Origin of the sequence: Hyphobacterium sp. SN044 (assembly GCF_021864465.1) — a bacterium.
Taxonomy (GTDB): Bacteria; Pseudomonadota; Alphaproteobacteria; order Caulobacterales; family Maricaulaceae; genus Hyphobacterium.
The window spans coordinates 207,053-224,788 of sequence record NZ_JAKKUV010000005.1 but is presented as its reverse complement, the minus strand read 5'-3'; the positions used below and the strand labels follow the sequence as shown (position 1 = coordinate 224,788).

Genomic DNA, 17,736 nt, shown 5'->3' with positions numbered 1-17,736 from the left:
GCGTTAGGGCCGCGTTTACGGGGCGGGGTGTGCCCGGCCTCTTTATGCCCGCCAAATCTGAACTCCCGGCCTCCCGATGACGCACCCCGGTTTCGCGAAGCGAAGACCGGGGCCTATCTCATCCATGATGCTGGATCCCGGATCGCGCTTCGCGCGTCCGGGAAACGTCATATCATCTCGTATTGAATGCATTCCCGGCGAAAGCCGGGACCTCGACAGCGAAAGGAAGAAAGGCGGACCCGAGACCGCAACCGCACCTCGCGGCGCATCTGGACCGCACACGGGCGGGGTCCCGGATCGGCGCCCGCCCCCGGTGAAAACGGGGATTGCCGTCCGGGAATTCAGCAAGATGGAGCTGAAAAGCACCTCTCAATGGACGCCGCCCCGTCCCGGGTCTAAGTCCTAGGCAGTCATGCCGCCGATTTACGATCCGGCCAACCCGTCCTCGCCCGAGGTCCGGCGCCGCGCCTTCCGCCTCCTGTTTCTCTGCCTGATGGCGACCGGCATCGGCAATTCCATGCTGTTCGCCATCCTGCCGCCGCTGGCGCGGGAACTGGACGTGGCGGAAATCTATATCGGCGCGATCTACACGCTCTCGGCGCTGCTCTTCCTGTTGATGAGCCCGGTCTGGGGCGCGCTGAGCGACCGGCGCGGCCGCCGCCCGCTGATCATCTTCGGCCTCAGTAGTTTCGCGGTCTCCACCCTGATCTTCGCCTGCGGGGCGTGGGCGGGACAGGTCGGCCTCTTGCCGCCGCTCGCCGCGATCGTGGCGATGGCGCTGTCGCGCGCCCTGTTCGGCGGACTGGGCTCGGCGACCAACCCGTCGGCGCAGGCCTATGTCGCCGACCGGACGAGCCCGATGGAGCGCACCGAGGCGCTCGCTGGACTGACGGCCGCCTTCGGCCTCGGCGGCGTGATCGGCCCGGCGCTGGCGGCGGCCTTCGTGGAGCGGATCGGCGTCGCGCCCTTCATGATCGCGGTGGCGGTCATCGTCGCGCTCGGGGCTTTCGCGGTGCGCACGCTCCTGCCGGAAAACACGCCGCCGAAGCAGCGCCAGCGCCCGATCAACCCGTTCGCGCAATTCGCCTTCGCGGGCGATCCGCGCCTGATGCCCTTTATGGTCTATGGCGTGCTGATCTGGCTCAGCCAGGCCTCCTCGCTGCAGGCGATCGGCTTTTACGTGATGGATCGGCTTGAGGCCGACCCGAGCGAAGGCCTGCAATATGCCGGCGTGGCGCTGACCGCCGGGGCCGGGGCGCTGATCTTCGCCCAGCTCGCGGTGATCCCGGCGCTGAAGGCGAGCCCGCGCACGCTGATGGCGCTGGGCGCTGCTTTGATCCTGGTCGGCAATGCCGAACTGGTTTTCGCCACGAACTACGCCGCCATCGTGTTCGGATTTCTGCTGAATTCCTTCGGCTTCGGCCTCGCGCGCTCGGGCTTTACCGGCGGCGCGTCGCTCAGTGTCGATCCCGACGAGCAGGGGCGCGCCGCGGGCCTGACCACGGCGACGGCGGGGCTCGGCTTCCTCGTCGCGCCGGTCACCGGCCTCTGGCTCTATCAGGCGGTGGGGCCGCAAATGCCCTTCATCCTGAACACGATCGTCGCCGCGCTCGGGGCCGGGCTCGCCCTCCTCCACCCGCGCATCCGCGCCGTGGTGCAGATCGCCGTGCATGAGCCGGCGCCGAAAGACCCCCTGTAAAACGAGTCTAGAATTCTACCCGCCAGACCGGCCCGTCCGCCGGGCGGATGACAATCTCGACCAGGGCGCAATCGGCCTTCACGCAGCGTTCGGTCAGCGCCAGCTGCGGAGTGCGCTCGCCCAGAATGACGGCATAGGGACCAACCATAATCTCGGTCCGCACCTCCGGCATCACCGGCTCGGCCAGCACGGCCGATCCCGCCAGCGTGAACGCCGCCATCGCCAGTTTCGCCTGCACAATCATCGCTCCGCCTCGCCTGTCCGGTCCCGCTTGCACCATCAGATGCGGTGCGTCCCGGATTCGGATGCGGGAGACGGCGCGGCGCTTGCAGTTGACGGGGTCAGTCAGTCGCCTCTGGCGCGAATCGGGACGGAACACATGTCGATCCACGCTTCCGCGGAACACTTTGTCGAGGAACGCCGCTCGCGGCCGCGCCATATCTGGTTCCTCAATTCCGCTTTCGACAATATCGACTTCCCGCTCGCGGTTCAGCGCCTCGCCGAGCGCGATCCGAAAAAGCCCTTCGCCTTCGTCGTCACGCCGAATGTCGACCACCTCGTCCGCCTCAGGAAGGACGGCATCCTCGCCCCGCTCTACGCGCAGGCCTGGCTGACCGTGTGCGACAGCCGCGTGCTGGAACTGATCGCCGGGCTTTCGGGAGAGGACGTTGCCGTCACGCCGGGCTCGGACCTGACCGAAGCGCTGTTCGACAATGTCATCACCCAGCACGAGCCGGTGACGGTAATCGGCGGCAATGAGGACGTGATCAAGGCGGTCAAGGCGCGCTATGGCCTGCATGATGTGCGATGGCACCAGCCGCCCATGGGTCTGAGGACCAATCCCGAAGCCATTGCCGACTGCGCCGCCTTCGTCGCGGCCAACCCCGCGCGCTTCGTCTTCCTGTGTGTCGGCTCGCCGCAACAGGAGATGATCGCCGAAGCCTGCCAGGAACGCGGCGATTGCACCGGTATCGGGCTGTGCGTCGGGGCCTCGCTCGACTTCCTCGGCGGCAAAGCCGAACGCGCGCCGAAATGGATGCAGAGAACGCGCCTCGAATGGCTCCACCGCCTCGCGCAGGAGCCGCAGCGCATGTGGAAGCGCTACCTCGTCGACGGTCCGAAAGTCGTCTTCCTGTGGTGGGAATGGCGCAAGGCCCGCGCCAAGCTCCGCGCCTTCGAGAAACAGCTCGCGGCGGCAAATTTCAAGCTCTGATTGCCGCTGGACGCCGTCCGTACTGCCGGATAGGTTTCGCGCCGTATCGGTTCCCGCGAGGGATCTGATGGGAAGACCGGTGAGGCGGGAAACCGCCGAGTCCGGCGCTGTGCCCGCAGCCGTGAGCGGCGAGCGGCGATGCAACGAAGCCACTGGGGCAACCCGGGAAGGCGCATCGACCGCGTAGACCCGCGAGCCGGAAGACCAGCCGATGCCGTCGCTCGTTCGGCCCGTGCGGGAGCACGCGGGAAGGCGCGGACCATTCCGTTTGCAGCGACTCCTTTGAACCCGGCGGACCGGTGAGCCCGGCCGCCTGACATGGAGTCTGTGGACCATGACCGGACATTCCGGCTTTCGGCGAAGTCTTTTCGCCGCGACTTTCCTTCTTCCTCTGGCCGGCGCACCTGCTTTTGCGCAGGAGATGGACGAGACCATCATCGTCGTCGGTGCCCGCGTGCCCGTGCCGGAGAGCGAGGTGACTTCCGCGGTCACCGTGCTCGACGAAGACGAGATCGAGTTGCGCGGCCCGATCCTGTCCGACGCGCTGCGGGCGATTCCCGGTCTTGCCGTGTCGCGGTCGGGCCCCGCCGGGTCGCTGACCGATGTCCGCCTGCGCGGTAGCGAGGCGAACCACGTCCTGATCCTGATCGACGGTATCGAGGCCTCGGTACCGCTGACGGGCGGCTTCAACTTCTCGCAAGCGCCATCTCACGGCGTGTCTCGTGTCGAGGTGTTGCGCGGTGAGCAGTCCGCCCTGTGGGGGTCGGACGCGATCGGCGGCGTGATCAACATCCTGACGAATCCCGGCACGCGGGAGACAAGCGTGTCGGGCTTTGCCGAGGCAGGGTCGTTTGAGACCTGGCGCACCGGCGCATCGCTGTCCGGCACGCGCGGATCGCTCTCCGGCGGCGTGTCGGCGAATGCCTATTCCACCGAGGGCATTGATGCGGCGGGCCTGGGCGGCGAGGAAGACGGGTTCGACCTGCGCAGTCTTTCGGCGGCGGGCACGCTCGGCCTGTCGCCCGGCATAAGTGTTGAAGGCGCGGCGCGCCTGACCGGCTACACGACCGAATACGACAGCGACAGTGATTTCGACGGGCGTCTCGACCAGACGCTCAACGAAACCGGCGGGCTGCGGCATGGCGCGCGGCTTGCCGTCATTGCCGAGCCGGGCGCGGTGCTCCTGCCCTGGCGGAGCGAAGTGTCGCTCAGCGTCATGGCGGACGAGATGGAAAATTCCAATGCCGGCACCTTCACCGGCGAGACCGAGGCCCGCCGCTGGCAGGCATACTATCAGGGCACGCTGGAATTCACCCGCGCTGGGGCCGATCACCGCCTGACCGTCCTCGCCGAGCACGAAAGCGAGCGTTTCGCGGCCTTCTCCGGCCCCGGGGCGGGGGACAATCAGGTGCGTGAACTGTCGAACGATGCGTTCGCCTTCGATTATGGCGCGACGGCGGGCAGGCTCAGCCTGCATGCCTCGGCCCGGCATGACTGGAACGACCAGTTCGACGATGCCACAACCTGGCGGATCGGTGCGGCCTATGCCTTCGATGCGCTCGATGGCCGGATCCGCGCCAGCTTCGGTGAAGGCGTGAAGAATCCGGGCATCTACGAACTCTACGGCTTCTTCCCGGGCTCTTTCACCGGAAATCCGGACCTTCAACCCGAACGATCGCGCGGCGGGGAGATCGGCTGGGATCAATTCTTCGGCGACACGCTGCGTCTCGGCGTCACGGCCTTCGCGGCGACGCTGGAGAACGAGATCTACACCGATTTTGCCGCTTTTCCGTCGACGGCGCGAAACCGCGCCACGGAATCCGAGCGCAATGGTGTCGAACTCGAAGGCGAATGGACCCCCTCGGCCGGCCTCGCCGTCCGGGGACATGTGACCTTGCTCGACTCCGAGGAAAACGGCACGCCGGAAATCCGCCGCCCGGACCGGCTCGCCAGCGTCTCGGTGATCTGGTCGCCGGAGGCGAGCCCGTTCAGCGCCGGTGTGTCCGCCGACTATACCGGTGAGCAGATCGACACCGATTTCGGGACTTTCACCGACGTGACCCTTCCGGCCTACACGCTGGTGTCGGGACGGCTGGGGTATGAGTTGAACGAGCATGTCGCGCTCTATGTGCGCGGCGATAACCTGCTGGATGAGGATTATCAGGATGTTGTGGGTTACGCGGCTCCTGGCCGCGGGCTTTATTTCGGCCTGCGTCTGGCAAACTGACGCTTGCGCGCAAGGGGAGGGCGGCGCGCCAGCGCGCATTGCCTCCGCCGACCTTTGCGCTGACGCCTGGGTCATCGAACTGGCCAGCCAGGACAGCGTGATCGCGTTGTCCTGGCAGGTCGATTCGCCGGTCTCCGCCGCGCCGGGATGGGCGCGCGCCCTGCCGCGCGCCTGGGGCGATGCCGAGCGTCTGATCGCCCTGGACCCGGACCTCGCCGTCTTCGGTCCGGGCGGGCCGGGCCGCGCCCTCCCGGTTCTCGACGCGTCGGGCATCGACACACTCACCCTGCCCTGGGGCGAGGATTTCGCGGCGATCCGCGCCAGCGCCCGGACTGCGGGCGCGGCGCTGGGCCGCGAGGCCGGAGCCGAAGTCTGGATCGCCGATCTCGATGCAAGGCTCGAAGCCCTTTCAGGGCGGGCCGAAGCACGCGGCTGGTCCCCCTCCGTCTTCTATCTCTCGGTGACCGGCGGCACGGCCGGAGACGGCACGCTGATCGATGCCGCGATCCGCGCCGCGGGCGGGCGCAATGCGGCGAGCGAGGCCGGCGCGGCCGGCTGGACCCAGTCCGACGCGGAATGGGCGCTGCGCGTCGCGCCCGATCTCGTCGTGACCAGCTATTTCACAGACGGCTACCGCACGGCGGGCAATGCCGGCCAGCGCCATGCCGCCTTTCGGCGGCTGGTCGAACACCATCCCTCGATCGAGGTTCCGGGCGCGCTCTGGTCCTGCGCCGGGCCGGGCCTGATCGAGGCGGCCGAACGTATCGCCGATGCGCTCGATGAATTGACTCCGGAGGGGGAGGGATGAGGGATTTCAAGCTCGTTGTGATCCAGCTCGCGATCTGCGCGATCGCTTCGCTCGCCCACCTGCTCGCGGGCGGTTTCCCGCTGGGCGCGCTCCTGTCCGGCGATGAGGCGGCGCGGCTCATTCTGGTTGACCTCCGCCTGCCGCGCCTCGTTCTCGGCCTCGTCATCGGGGCGAGCCTCGGCCTGACCGGCGCGGTGCTGCAGGGCTATTTCCGCAATCCGCTCGCCGATCCCGGCATTGTCGGCGTCACCTCCAGCGCCGGTCTCGGCGCGGTGATCGCGCTCTATTTTGGCCTCGGCGGCTTTCTGGGGATTGGCGTACCGCTGTTTGCAATTCTCGGCGCGGCGACCGGCGCGGCGGTCCTGCTGCTCGTCGCAGGGGCGCGCGCCAGCGCGACAACGCTGATCCTCTCCGGTGTCGCCGTGGCGGCTCTCGCCAACTCACTGACGGCGCTGATGATGAATCTCTCGCCCAACCCCTGGGCGCTGTCGGAAATCGCCTACTGGCTGATGGGCTCGCTCGCGAACGCGAGCTGGACCGAGGTTTCCGTCGCCCTGCCGCTGATCGCCGCGGGCTGCTTCGTCCTCGCCTTCACGGCGCGGGCGCTTGACGCGCTGACGCTGGGCGAGGAAACCGCGCGCAGCCTCGGCGTCAATCTGACCCTCCTGCGCATCCTTTGCGTGGCGGGCGCGGCGCTGGCCGTTGGCGGCGGTGTCGCGGTGGCCGGGGCGATCGGTTTTGTCGGACTGGTCGCACCGCACCTGCTTCGGCGCTTCGTCGATCACCAGCCCTCGCGCCTCCTCCTGCCCGCCGCGCTGGGCGGGGCGGCGCTGCTCACAGCAGCCGATGCGCTCATCCGGCTTCTGTCCGGGCAGGGCACGCCGCTCTATCTCGGCGTGGCCACGGCGCTCCTTGGCGTGCCCTTCTTCTTCTGGCTGGTGCGCACACAGACTCGGGGGCCGGCATGATCATGCTTTCGCTCGCCAAGGCCACGCTGGGTCATGGCCAATGCCCGGTGCTGCAGGACGTGAACGCCGCCTTCGCGCCGGGAGAGTTCGTCGCCCTCGTTGGGCCCAACGGAGCCGGAAAGTCGACGCTTCTGTCGGCGCTGGCGGGGCTCAATCCACCAATCTCCGGTGAGGCGATGCTGGCCAACCGCCCGGTGGCGCTTCTGTCCCCGGGAGAACGCGCGCGGCGGATCGCTTACATGCCCCCCGATGAGCAGACCGTCTGGCCGGTCCCGGCCCGCACGATTGCGGCGCTCGGGCGGATGCCGCACCGCAAGCCACTCGAGCGGCTCAAGGCCGGGGACGAGGCCGCGATCGACGCCGCGCTCGAAAAGACCGGTGTCGCGCATCTCGGTCACCGCCGCTTCGACATGCTGTCCTCGGGCGAACGCGCGCGCGTGCTCCTCGCACGAGCCCTCGCGACCGAGGCGGAGATCCTTCTCCTCGACGAGCCGACCGCCTCGCTCGATCCGCGTCATCAGCTGGGTCTGATGGACCTGCTGGCGGCAGAGGCCGCGTCCGGAAAGCTGGTCGTGATCGCCGCCCACGCGCTTGGTCTCGTCGCACGCTATTGCAGCCGCGTGATCCTGATCGATGGCGGAAAGGTCGCCGCGGACGGGCCGCCTGCGGAAGCCCTGTCGGAATCGAATCTCGAACGCGTGTTCGCGATCACGGCACCCGGCGGGGCCCGTCCGACCGGCTGGTCTCCCGCTTAACTGAATACGATTTCCGGCAAGGGTTTGCGCGCCTCGTCGCAGGCGGCGAGCACGCTTTCGGCAAGGCGTTCGAACGCCTTGGCGACCGGCCCGTCATCGAAGGCGACAGGCCGGCCTTCGTCGGAGCGTTTGCGAAGTTCGATATGCAGCGGGATCTCGCCAAGGAAGGGCACGCCCATGGCCTCGGCCTCGGCGCGCGCGCCGCCATGCCCGAAAATCTCGCTCGGCTCGCCGCAATGCGGGCACAGGAAGACCGACATGTTCTCGATCAGCCCGAGGATCGGCGTGTGGGTCTGCTGGAACATCGCCATCGCCTTCTTCGCATCGTCGAGGGCGAGGTCCTGCGGCGTCACCGCTATGACGGCACCATCCACGGCGGCGGTCTGGGCGATGGCGAGTTGCGCATCCCCCGTGCCCGGCGGCATGTCGATCAGCAGCACGTCCGGCTCGTCCCAGACGGTTTCGTTGAGGAATTGCGTGATCGCGCCCTGAACCATCGGGCCGCGCCAGACCACGGCCGCGCCCGGCTTGGTCAGGAAGCCCATCGACACCACCTTGATCCCGTGCGCTTCGGCGGGCTGGATCCCCGCCTCGTTCTTCTGCAGGCCCGGCACATCGCGCAGACCCAGCAGGCGCGGGATGGACGGGCCGTAGACGTCCGCATCGAGTACGCCGACCTTCAGCCCCTGTTTCGCGTAGGCGGCGGCAAGATTGGCGGTCACGGTCGACTTGCCGACCCCGCCCTTGCCGGCGGCCACGGCGATGATCCGCTTCGCCGGGCGCTTGCCCTGCGGCGGGGTGACCGGGCGCTTCGGCGCTTCGGGTTTCTGCGCGCGCTCCATCGTCGTGATCAGGCGCACGCGCTTGACGGCCTTGTCCTTTTTCAGGGTCTTCTCGATCGTCTTCTTCAGCGACCCGTCATCCCCGCCTTGCGGCACTTTCAGGACGACGGTCGCGGTGCCGTCGCGTTCGCTGACGCCTTCCAGCCGGCCGGAGTCGGGCAGCGGCTTCCCGGAAACGGGATCGGTAATCGTGGCGAGAAGGGCGATCAGGCGGTCGGCCATGGGTCAACTCCGGTTGTCGACCCCGGAGATAGCGCTGCGCGGTGACGTGCGAAAGGGCAGTGCCGCAATTGACAGGGGACGGACCGCACTCTTCCTTGCGCTGCGATCGAACGGGAGTGCGGCGTGAGCGATACCGACCTTCAGCGCGACATGGATGCGGTCCGGCGGCTGACCGCCGCGCAGCGCTATGGCGAGGCCGTACAGATTTGCGAGCGCCTCGTCACCGCCTTTCCGGATGCGTTCGATCCTCACTTCCATCTCGCCGCGATTCTGTTGCTCCGCGAGCCGAAGAAGGCGATCCCGTTTCTGGAACGAGCACACGCCATCGATCCGGCTCATGACGAGGTCCTGACCCTGCTCGCCCGCGCCACCGAGCGTGTGAATGACTGGCCAGCGGCGGAGGCCTGGTCCCGCAAGGTGCTGGAGCGCGACCCGGGCAATGTCCACGCCATCGCGGCCTTTGCCGCGGCGGAGATCGAGGCCGGGCGCCCGGAATCGGCCATCGAATGTATCGAACAACGCTTCCAGCCCGGCGGACCGGACCCGCTGGCCGATGCGGCCGTCTATGAACGCCTGGGCCGGGCGCGTGAGGCCCGCGCCGATTATCCGGCCGCCTTCGACGCGCACATGACCGGCAACAGCATCGTCAAGACGGCCTTTGCCGACCGGATCGATCCCGCGTCGCAGATTGCCGGGCCGCCAGCGCTCAGGCGGATTGCGGACTTCTACGCCGCGATGCCGGTGCAGACCGAGCCCGATCCGGTCGATGACCTGCCGGACCCGGCCTTTCTGCTGGGCTTTCCGCGGTCGGGCACAACACTGCTCGAAAACATGCTGGCGGCCCATCCGCAGGTCGAAACCACAGACGAGCGGCCACTGCTCGATCCGATCGCCAATGCCGCCGGATCGACACCGCAAAGCCTCGCCCGTTTCTTCGCCGCCAGCGACGATGAAGTGCGCAAGATGCGCAGCTGGTACTGGCAGAATGCGCGCGGCGGTCCGCCGCCGGCCGGTCATGTCTTCATCGACAAGCAGCCGTCGAACACGATCTGGCTTGGCCTGATCGCGAAAGTGTTTCCGCGCGCCCGGATCCTGTTCGCCGTGCGCGATCCGCGCGACGTCCTGTTGTCGAATCTCTTCCTGACTTTCGACACCAACCCGTTCGGCCTGAACATGCTGACGCCGGAAGGGGCTGCGGAATACTACGACCTGGTGATGACCGCCGGTCAGGCCGCGCTCCGGGCCTTCCCGGACCTCGCCGTGCACGAAGTGCGATACGAGTCCGTCGTCGAGGACTGGGAGCAGGAGGTCCGGTCGGCGCTCGACTTCCTGGGGCCGGGCTGGGATGACGCGGTGCGCAACTACCGCGAGACGCTGGGCGAGCGCCGGATCTCGACGCCGTCCGCACGTCAGGTCTCGAAGCCGGTCTACAAGTCGGCCAGGGCGAAATGGCGCCGCTACGACTTCGCCTTCGACGGGATTCGCGACCGGCTCGACCCCTGGATCCGGCACTGGGGCCATCCGGCCTGGGACGAAACCGCCCCGATCACGGACACGTGATCCCCGGCCCGGAGGCCGTTTTGCCATTTTCGAGGGAAAGGGGATGGTGGGCGCGGCTGGGATCGAACCAGCGACCCCTACGATGTCAACGTAGTGCTCTCCCGCTGAGCTACGCGCCCATCCCGTTGCGGGGAAGGCGCTCTTAGCCTCCGGAAAGCGGACGCGCAAGGCCTGTGTCAGCGCTTTGCTGTCCGGTCCGTGACAGGGTCCTCAACGGGTTATGACTTTTTTGCAACATCCGGGGCCGAAATGCGGTGGGAATAGGGCGATCCCTTTACGGGGATAGGGCGCATGGGGATAGTGCGCGCCGGGATAGACTAGACTCCCGTCTGTGCGCTCGTCCGGACTCAATCCGGAAGGGCGGAGGAAACAACACCACGAAGGGGTAATGCATCGTGAGCAGCTATTGGGATCGTGAGCGTCTTCTGCGCTCCACCATCTTGGCCGGCTTCGCGGCTGCGGGTCTGACGGTCGCACCGTCCTGGGCTCAGCAGGCTGAAGAAGACGACGAAGATGAAGAACAGGCCGAGCAGGCCGAAGACAGCATCGTCGTTACGGGTTCGCGTATCCGTCGCGACTCGTTCTCTTCGACGTCGCCGCTTCAGGTCATCGACGCCGAAACCGTGACGGAAGCCGGTCTCGTCGACACGGCCGAAATCATCCGTTCGGTTCCGGTGATCCAGGGCGCCCAGCTCGACCAGACCATCAACAACGCGTTCGTCACGAACGGCGGCCCGGGCGTGAACAACGTCTCGCTCCGCGGTCTGTCGGCTGACCGTACGCTCGTCCTCATCAACGGCCGCCGCATGTCGCCGGCCGGTGTGGAAGGCGCGCCGTCCTTCCCGGACATCAACCTCATTCCGTCGTCCATCATCCAGCGGGTCGACATCCTGCTCGATGGCGCGTCCTCGGTTTACGGCTCTGACGCCGTCGCCGGCGTGATCAACATCATCACGCAGCAGGACTATGAGGGTCTCAACATCGAAGGTTACGTCTCCATTCCGGAAGACGATGGCGGCGAAAACCAGCGTTACTCGCTGCTCGTCGGTGATCGTTCGGAGCGTGGTGGCTTCAACTTCGCCCTCGAATACTTCGACCAGCAGAACCTGCGCGCCAACCAGCGCGACTGGAACCGCAGCCCGTCGGGCTTCTACTGCTCGCAGGACATCGACCTGGACGCCTCCGGCAACCAGATCACGTCCTCGGCCACCCGTCCGAACACCTGCGGCGGTTCGATCGTCAACCGCGTCCGCGTCTACTCGACCCTCGCCCGTCCGGGCGGCGGCCTCCTGCTCGGTACCGACGTGTACCGCTTCCAGGGCCCGGCCGGTGTCGCTCTGAACACGGTTGATCCGCGTTCGCCTGCCGGTTGGTTCACGGCTCCGACCGCTGCCGGCCGGACCTTCATGTCCAACCTGCCGGAAGCGCAGTCCTATCCGTCGGCCCAGTGGTCCGACATCCTGCCGTCGAACTCGCGTTACGCGATGTTCCTGACGGGCGACTACGATATCGACTCCCTGTTCGGTATCGAGGGGACGACCTTCTTCTTCGAAGCGTCGCACTCCAACTCGCAGACCTTCCAGAACTCGAACTTCCACGGTCAGCTCTTCCCGACCGTGCCGGACTCCAACCCGACGAACCCGTTCACCTACAACAATGGTGCGAGCTTCTACGGTTACGGCGTCGTTCCGATCATCGCGTCCCCGACGCAGCGTTCGGACGTGGATGTCGAAATCCAGCAGACCCGCTTCCTGACCGGTCTGCGCGGCGATCTCGGCTTCATCGGCGCCCCGGGCTGGGACTTCGAGTCCTTCGTCTCCTACACCCGCTCGATGGGTTACTCCTCGCGCGGTGCGGTGCTCGAAGAGCGTCTGCGTCTCTCGCTCGCCACGACCCGTTTCGACGGTGGTGGCAACCTGATCTGCGGCGATCCGTCCTATATCGACCTGTTCGGTTTCCTGGATCCGGAAAACTGCGTGCCGATCAACATGTTCGCGCCGTCGCTCTACACCTACGACCCGCAAACGGGTCCGTCGTGGGGCACCCAGGCCGAAACCGACTTCCTGACCGGTGAGCGTACCGTCACCACGAAGGTTGACGAGCTGGTGGCCGGTGCGTTCGTCACGGGTCCGCTGTTCAACATGCCTGACGGTGAAGTCAACGCCGTGTTCGGTTGGGAATTCCGTGAAATCGGTCTCGACTCGGGCGTCGATACGGTTGCCGCTCTGGGCCTCGCGGCCGGCTTCTTCGCCGACCAGCTGTCCCAGGGTTCCGTGAACCTGAACGAGTTCTACACCGAGCTGTCGTTCCCGCTGCTGCGTGGCCGTCCGTTCGCTGAAGACCTGACCTTCGACATCGCGGGCCGTCTGACGGACCACGAATTCTACGGTCAGAACTCGACCTGGGCTGCGAAGCTCGCCTGGTCGCCGGTTGATTACCTGACCTTCCGCGGCACGGCGGGCACGTCCTTCCGCGCTCCGAACGTCCGGGAACTCTTCCTCGGCGGTCAGACCGGCTTCACCGGCGGCGGTGCCGACCCCTGCGTCGTTCCGCTCGCGGCGATCCCGGGCGGTCCGGGTTCCTACGACCCGAACCTCGACCCGCGTTCGCCGACGGTTCTCGCGAACTGTATCGCGGACGGTGTCGACCCGACGACCCTGGGCCAGACCGGCGTTCCGTCGATCCAGTCCTTCCGGGCCGGTAACCCGGGCCTCGAGCCGGAAACCTCCGACTCGATCAGCGTCGGCTTCGCGGTGGACCAGCCGTGGTTCGACTCGTTCGACTTCCAGTTCGGCGTGAACTACTTCGAGATCAACGTGGAAGACTCCATCGCGATCCCGGGTACCGCCTTCTCGCTGAACCGCTGCTACAACTCGACCAACTACCCGAACGATCCGTTCTGTGCGCGTCGTCAGCGTGACCCGAATACGGGCTTCCTGACCTTCGTGGACAACACGCCGTTCAACATCGCCCAGCAAGCCACTTCGGGTGTCGACTACAACGCCCGCTTTGGCATGGACGTGTGGGGTGGTGCTCGCATCGAAGCGAACACGGTCTTCACGCAGTCGATCGAGATCACCAACCAGACGACGCCGGGTTCGGCCATCAACGACGTTGTTGGCACGATCGGCTTCCCGGAATGGCGCGGCACGGTTGATGCCCGCTACATCCAGGGCGACTGGACGCTCTTCTGGCGTGGCCGTTACATCGGCTCCCAGGAAAACCTGGGCGTGTTCGGTGCAGCGGAGCCGGCGTGTGAGTTCACGGGCTGCGTGGACGTCGTCGACGACGTTGACTCGGTCCTGTACCACGACCTGTCGGTCAGCTGGCGTTCGGACACCTGGCGTGTCACGACCGGTGTGAACAACCTGCTGAACGAAGATCCGCCCCTGGTTGACCAGAACACGGCGGACGCCACCCTCGGCGGTACGAACGTGCCGCTCGGTGCGGGCTACGACATGATCGGTCGTCGCTTCTTCATCAACGTCTCCAAGCGCTTCTAATCGAACGCAAGGTGACGTAAGGGATCGGGCCCGTTCTTCGGAGCGGGCCCTTTTCTTTGGCGGCAACACCGCAACGAAAAAGGGGCGCCCCGGAAGGCGCCCCTTTTCTGTTCTGTATGCCGGTCGGATCAGGCGGCCATCACCCGCGCCACCTCATCGACCAGTTCGCGCAGGTGGAAGGGCTTGGACAGCACCTTCGCCTGTGTCGGCGCGCCGGACCCCGGGTTCAGCGCCACGGCGGCGAAGCCGGTGATGAACATGATCTTCAGCCCAGGCACCGTTTCCGCGGCGCGGCGGGCCAGCTCGATCCCGTCAATGCCCGGCATCACGATGTCGGTCAGCAGAAGATCGAAGCCGTCGGGCTGACCTTCGAAGACCGACAGGCCCTCATCGCCATCGGCACAGGAAATGACTTCATGGCCGGCCCGCTTCAGAGCCTTGGCCAGGAAGTCGCGCATTGAATCGTCGTCTTCCGCCAGCAGAATTCTCGCCATCTCGCGGTACTCCCCCGAATTGATCGTTGGCGGGACCATACGCGCTCTTGGTAAAAACCCGCTGAACGCGGGTGAATTGGTTGACCGGCGGTGCAGCGCACAGCAGCATGGCGGCCATGGTGGTGAAACTGACATCTCCGGCACGCAAGGCCTCCACGCCCGGCCCGGCAACGCTGCCGCCGGTCGAAGTGCTGCGACCGCTGCGCGGAACTGCGCCGGTCATCATCGCTTCACCCCATTCCGGCCGGACCTATCCGGAGCGCTTTCTCGAACAGTCTGCCCTGTCTGTGGAACTGCTGCGCCGGTCCGAAGACGCCTATATGGACGAGCTTTACGCTGCGGCTCCGGCGGCCGGACTGACGCTGGTGTTGGCGACTTTCCCGCGCGTCTATGTCGACCCGAACCGCTCCGCCGATGAACTCGACCCGCTGCTGACGGGAGACCGGGCCGATCCGCTGACACCGATCCGTTCGCCGCGGGCACATGCGGGATTGGGTGTCGTTCCGCGGCTGGGTGCGGACGGACTGTCGATCCATCCCGGCATCCTGGACCCCGGTGAAATCCACCAGCGCATCGCGGACTGCCATACGCCCTATCACACCGCGCTCGAGGCCGAAGTTTCACGCCTCGTCGACCGCCACGGCTTCGCGATCGTCATAGACGCCCATTCCATGCCCTCGATCAGCGCGCCGGGGATTGATGCGGTGATCGGCGACCGGCACGGCGTTTCCTGTGCCCCGGGTATCACCAATGCCATCGAGGCGGCGCTGCATGCCCAGGGTCTCAGGACGCGGCGGAATACGCCCTATGCCGGCGGCTACACCACCGAACGCTACGGCCAGCCCGACCATGCCCGTCATGCGGTGCAGATCGAGCTCAATCGCGCCCTTTATCTCGATGAAGCGCGTGTGACCCGATCCGGGACATTCGACTCGCTCAAGGCGAGAATCGACGGCTTCCTCGCTTCTATCGTGGCGATAGACTGGGTCGAAAAACTCGCCTAACTGCGTGTATTTCAAGGATTTGGTCATCTTTGACGCGTTCGGCACGCGCTTTGCTCCCTTGTTACGCGAAAGCCTCAGGCGCGAGGGCCGGAGGCGGGGTACACGCATCAAGGGTGGACAGTTCGACATGACCAACGAAATCGATCTTCACGTCGGCAAGCGGCTGCGCCGCCGCCGCCGTCTCCTGGGCCTGACGCAGCAACAGCTCGCCGAATCCGTCGGCATCCGCTTCCAGCAGATCCAGAAATACGAGTGCGGCGCGAACCGAGTCAGCGCCAGCCGCCTCTTCGAGCTGGCCGAGTCGCTCGACGTGCCGGTGCAGTATTTCTACGAGGGCCTGTCGCGCCGCGAAGGTGCCGACGAGCCGGAGGCCGTCCTCGCGGCCGACATTCTTTCGCAGAAGGAAACCATGGACCTGATCCGGGCCTATTACCGGCTCGGCGAGCGTCCGCGCAAACGCCTTCTGGAACTGGCGAAATCCCTCGAGCCGGGTGAACCGGCCAACGACGCCGCCTGATTCAAAGAATCTGGCAGCCAGTCAGGATGCGTGATAGGCGGGCAGCGATGTCCGCCTTTTCCTTGTCCGAAGACCTCGAATTCGCCTTCCGTCTGGCCGATGCGGCCGGGGAAGCCATCCTGCCCTATTTCCGGGCCGGCGCGGCCATCGACAACAAGGAGGCCGCAGCCTTCGACCCGGTGACCGAGGCCGATCGCGCGTCCGAAGCCGCCATGCGGCGGCTGATCGCCGAACACCGCCCCGGCGACGGCGTGCTGGGCGAGGAATTCGACACCTTGCCGTCGGCGAATGGCCGCGGCTGGACCCTCGACCCGATTGACGGAACGCGCGGCTTCATCGCCGGCACCACGGCCTGGACCGTGCTCATCGCGCATACGCGGGAGGGATTGCCCCGCGTCGGCGTGATCGATCAGCCCCACACCGGCGAACGCTTTTTCGGCGATGGTGAAACGGCAGCGCTCGCCCATCGCGGTGTCACGACGCCGCTCCGGGTTTCCGGAAAGACAAGGCTCGACGAAGCCCTGATGGCGACGACCGATCCCTATCTCTTCCTCGAAACAGAAGCGGACGTCTTCGCGGCGATGCGCCCGGACCTCCGCCTGATCCGCTACGGCATGGATGCCTATGCCTACGCCTTGCTGGCGGCAGGCGGCGTCGATCTGGTCGTGGAATCCGGCCTGAAGCCGTTCGACGTCCAGGCCCTGATCCCGGTCGTGACCGGGGCAGGCGGCATCATCACGGACTGGTCAGGCAATCCCGCCCACAAGGGCGGGCAGGTCGTGGCCGCGGCCACGCCGGAACTTCACGCCGCCGCGCTCGAACGCCTCGCGCCGGCGGCGCGCCCGGCCTAGCCTTCCTCACCTGCGTCGCCGCCGGCATCCTCTTCGGCATCCGACGGCGTGTTGTCGCGCAGCGGCTTGCGGAACAGCAGCGTCATACGGTCGCTTTCGCCAATAGCGTCATAGGGCTCGCGGTCGAAAGCCGGGTCTTCCGGCTCGCCGAAGGGCGAGGTCCGGCTGACCGGCGGCAGGGTCCAGACCCCGAACGGGTGGTCCGCGGTATCCGCCGGGTTGGCGTTCACATCGCTGCGTCCGACGAGTTCGAACCCGGCCTCTTCCGCCAGCGCGATGATGTAGGCTTCCTGGACATAGCCGGTCGAGGCGCGCGGGTCCTGTTCGCGGGTGTCGGGCAGGCGGTGCTCGACCACGCCCAGCACGCCGCCCGGGCGCAGAACCGTGTAGAAGTCGGCGAAGGCGCGCTCGGCGAAACCGCCGCTCATCCAGTTGTGCACATTGCGGAAGGTCAGCACGGCATCCACGCTGCCCGCGGGCGCGATATTGGCCACATCGGCGCTGAAGTCACCGGCCTGAACCTGGCCATAGACCGGGTTGGAGGCCATTTCCGCGAGGAAGTTCGCGCGGGCCTCGCGCCGCGCTTCGCTCGGGCTGGATTCCGGGAAGGTCGCGCCGATATAGGTGCCGCCATTGGCTGCGATCCACGGGGCCAGGATGCGCGCATACCAACCGCCGCCCGGCCAGATTTCGACAATCGTTCCGGACGGATCGATCTCGAAGAATTCGAGGGTTTCCTGCGGGTGCCTCCAGACATCGCGCGCCGTGTCGCCGCCGCGCCAGTCACCGGCCACCGCCCACTCAAGCGTGCCTTCCGTCGCAGTCGAATCGGCCGGGTCCTGCGGTGCAAGTCCGTTCTCGGTCGCCATCTCCGTATCGACCATCGCGCTGTCATCGCCGCCGGTTTCGACGTCTGTCGTGTCCGGTTCGCCGCCGCCACATGCGGAGAGCAGGGCCAGAGAGGACAGGGCGGTCAGAAGGGCGAAGCGCGACATGGGGATCTTCCTGAATTGCTGCGGCGATAGCCCTAGCCGAGGCGCGATCCGGGCGCAACGGCCTCGCCTCTTGAACCG

At 66.7% G+C, this 17,736-nt stretch carries 15 protein-coding genes, 1 tRNA gene and 1 riboswitch; of the genes, 11 read left to right on the top strand and 5 right to left on the bottom strand.

Annotation, left to right across the window (positions count from 1 at the left end):
- Nucleotides 1–412 precede the first annotated feature (412 nt).
- On the top strand, nt 413–1,699 hold the full coding sequence (locus L5876_RS09020) for an MFS transporter (protein ID WP_236955942.1): 1,287 nt from the start codon (nt 413–415) through the stop codon (nt 1,697–1,699).
- A gap of 7 nt (nt 1,700–1,706) precedes the next feature.
- Here the strand turns inward: L5876_RS09020 and L5876_RS09015 are convergent, their stop codons facing one another.
- On the bottom strand, nt 1,707–1,943 hold the full coding sequence (locus tag L5876_RS09015) for a hypothetical protein (protein ID WP_236955940.1): 237 nt from the start codon (nt 1,941–1,943) through the stop codon (nt 1,707–1,709).
- A 135-nt stretch (nt 1,944–2,078) separates the two neighbouring features.
- Here L5876_RS09015 and L5876_RS09010 point away from each other — a divergent pair, with 135 nt between their 5' ends.
- The 5 genes from L5876_RS09010 (at nt 2,079) to L5876_RS08990 (ending at nt 7,670) form a co-directional block, all read left to right on the top strand.
- A complete protein-coding gene (locus L5876_RS09010) occupies nt 2,079–2,912 on the top strand; it encodes a WecB/TagA/CpsF family glycosyltransferase (RefSeq protein WP_236955938.1) in 834 nt (277 codons plus the stop codon).
- Nucleotides 2,913–2,942: 30 nt separating this feature from the next.
- Nucleotides 2,943–3,140, top strand: a riboswitch (cobalamin riboswitch).
- A gap of 106 nt (nt 3,141–3,246) precedes the next feature.
- Nucleotides 3,247–5,139 carry a TonB-dependent siderophore receptor gene (locus L5876_RS09005; RefSeq protein WP_236955936.1) on the top strand — a complete coding sequence of 631 codons (1,893 nt, stop codon included), beginning with the start codon at nt 3,247–3,249 and terminating at the stop codon, nt 5,137–5,139.
- Nucleotides 5,078–5,947, top strand: coding sequence for an ABC transporter substrate-binding protein (locus L5876_RS09000; RefSeq protein WP_236955934.1), 870 nt, complete (start codon nt 5,078–5,080; stop codon nt 5,945–5,947). The genes L5876_RS09005 and L5876_RS09000 overlap by 62 nt, the downstream gene beginning before the upstream one ends.
- Nucleotides 5,944–6,915, top strand: a complete 972-nt coding sequence (locus L5876_RS08995) for an iron ABC transporter permease (RefSeq protein ID WP_236955932.1) — start codon at nt 5,944–5,946, stop codon at nt 6,913–6,915. The genes L5876_RS09000 and L5876_RS08995 overlap by 4 nt, the downstream gene beginning before the upstream one ends.
- Nucleotides 6,912–7,670: an ABC transporter ATP-binding protein gene (locus tag L5876_RS08990; RefSeq protein ID WP_236955930.1), complete on the top strand. Its 759-nt coding sequence runs from the start codon at nt 6,912–6,914 to the stop codon at nt 7,668–7,670. The genes L5876_RS08995 and L5876_RS08990 overlap by 4 nt, the downstream gene beginning before the upstream one ends.
- Here the strand turns inward: L5876_RS08990 and L5876_RS08985 are convergent.
- Nucleotides 7,667–8,734, bottom strand: coding sequence for an Mrp/NBP35 family ATP-binding protein (locus tag L5876_RS08985; RefSeq protein WP_236955928.1), 1,068 nt, complete (start codon nt 8,732–8,734; stop codon nt 7,667–7,669). The genes L5876_RS08990 and L5876_RS08985 overlap by 4 nt on opposite strands.
- A 123-nt stretch (nt 8,735–8,857) precedes the next feature.
- Between L5876_RS08985 and L5876_RS14820 the strand changes: the two genes are divergently transcribed.
- Complete coding sequence (locus L5876_RS14820; RefSeq protein WP_236955926.1) at nt 8,858–10,294, top strand: sulfotransferase; 1,437 nt, start codon at nt 8,858–8,860, stop codon at nt 10,292–10,294.
- Between the two features lie 44 nt (nt 10,295–10,338).
- On the opposite strand, the gene L5876_RS08975 is transcribed toward L5876_RS14820, so the two are convergent.
- Nucleotides 10,339–10,413: transfer RNA gene (locus L5876_RS08975), tRNA-Val, on the bottom strand.
- Nucleotides 10,414–10,689: 276 nt separating this feature from the next.
- On the opposite strand from L5876_RS08975, the gene L5876_RS08970 reads away from it, so the two are divergent.
- On the top strand, nt 10,690–13,797 hold the full coding sequence (locus L5876_RS08970; RefSeq protein WP_236955924.1) for a TonB-dependent receptor domain-containing protein: 3,108 nt from the start codon (nt 10,690–10,692) through the stop codon (nt 13,795–13,797).
- A 128-nt stretch (nt 13,798–13,925) separates the two neighbouring features.
- Here L5876_RS08970 and cpdR read toward each other — a convergent pair whose 3' ends face one another.
- On the bottom strand, nt 13,926–14,291 hold the full coding sequence (gene cpdR, locus L5876_RS08965; RefSeq protein WP_039712249.1) for a cell cycle two-component system response regulator CpdR: 366 nt from the start codon (nt 14,289–14,291) through the stop codon (nt 13,926–13,928).
- Between the two features lie 80 nt (nt 14,292–14,371).
- Between cpdR and L5876_RS08960 the strand changes: the two genes are divergently transcribed.
- The 3 genes from L5876_RS08960 to L5876_RS08950 all read left to right on the top strand — a co-directional run bounded on the left by L5876_RS08960 (nt 14,372) and on the right by L5876_RS08950 (nt 16,663).
- On the top strand, nt 14,372–15,295 hold the full coding sequence (locus L5876_RS08960; RefSeq protein WP_236955922.1) for an N-formylglutamate amidohydrolase: 924 nt from the start codon (nt 14,372–14,374) through the stop codon (nt 15,293–15,295).
- Between the two features lie 127 nt (nt 15,296–15,422).
- On the top strand, nt 15,423–15,812 hold the full coding sequence (locus L5876_RS08955) for a helix-turn-helix domain-containing protein (protein ID WP_039712251.1): 390 nt from the start codon (nt 15,423–15,425) through the stop codon (nt 15,810–15,812).
- 47 nt (nt 15,813–15,859) lie between these two features.
- Complete coding sequence (locus L5876_RS08950; protein WP_236955920.1) at nt 15,860–16,663, top strand: inositol monophosphatase family protein; 804 nt, start codon at nt 15,860–15,862, stop codon at nt 16,661–16,663.
- On the opposite strand, the gene L5876_RS08945 is transcribed toward L5876_RS08950, so the two are convergent.
- Entirely contained in the window at nt 16,660–17,658 is a 999-nt protein-coding gene (locus L5876_RS08945) for a class I SAM-dependent methyltransferase (RefSeq protein ID WP_236955918.1), read from the bottom strand. The genes L5876_RS08950 and L5876_RS08945 overlap by 4 nt on opposite strands.
- Between the last annotated feature and the right edge of the window lie 78 nt (nt 17,659–17,736).

Coding starts and splice junctions, on each gene's coding strand:
- L5876_RS09020 (WP_236955942.1), top strand. CDS start 413: ATGCCGCCGATTTACGATCCGGCCAACCCGTCCTCGCCCGAGGTCCGG.
- L5876_RS09015 (WP_236955940.1), bottom strand. CDS start 1,943: ATGATTGTGCAGGCGAAACTGGCGATGGCGGCGTTCACGCTGGCGGGA.
- L5876_RS09010 (WP_236955938.1), top strand. CDS start 2,079: ATGTCGATCCACGCTTCCGCGGAACACTTTGTCGAGGAACGCCGCTCG.
- L5876_RS09005 (WP_236955936.1), top strand. CDS start 3,247: ATGACCGGACATTCCGGCTTTCGGCGAAGTCTTTTCGCCGCGACTTTC.
- L5876_RS09000 (WP_236955934.1), top strand. CDS start 5,078: ATGTTGTGGGTTACGCGGCTCCTGGCCGCGGGCTTTATTTCGGCCTGC.
- L5876_RS08995 (WP_236955932.1), top strand. CDS start 5,944: ATGAGGGATTTCAAGCTCGTTGTGATCCAGCTCGCGATCTGCGCGATC.
- L5876_RS08990 (WP_236955930.1), top strand. CDS start 6,912: ATGATCATGCTTTCGCTCGCCAAGGCCACGCTGGGTCATGGCCAATGC.
- L5876_RS08985 (WP_236955928.1), bottom strand. CDS start 8,734: ATGGCCGACCGCCTGATCGCCCTTCTCGCCACGATTACCGATCCCGTT.
- cpdR (WP_039712249.1), bottom strand. CDS start 14,291: ATGGCGAGAATTCTGCTGGCGGAAGACGACGATTCAATGCGCGACTTC.
- L5876_RS08955 (WP_039712251.1), top strand. CDS start 15,423: ATGACCAACGAAATCGATCTTCACGTCGGCAAGCGGCTGCGCCGCCGC.
- L5876_RS08950 (WP_236955920.1), top strand. CDS start 15,860: ATGTCCGCCTTTTCCTTGTCCGAAGACCTCGAATTCGCCTTCCGTCTG.
- L5876_RS08945 (WP_236955918.1), bottom strand. CDS start 17,658: ATGTCGCGCTTCGCCCTTCTGACCGCCCTGTCCTCTCTGGCCCTGCTC.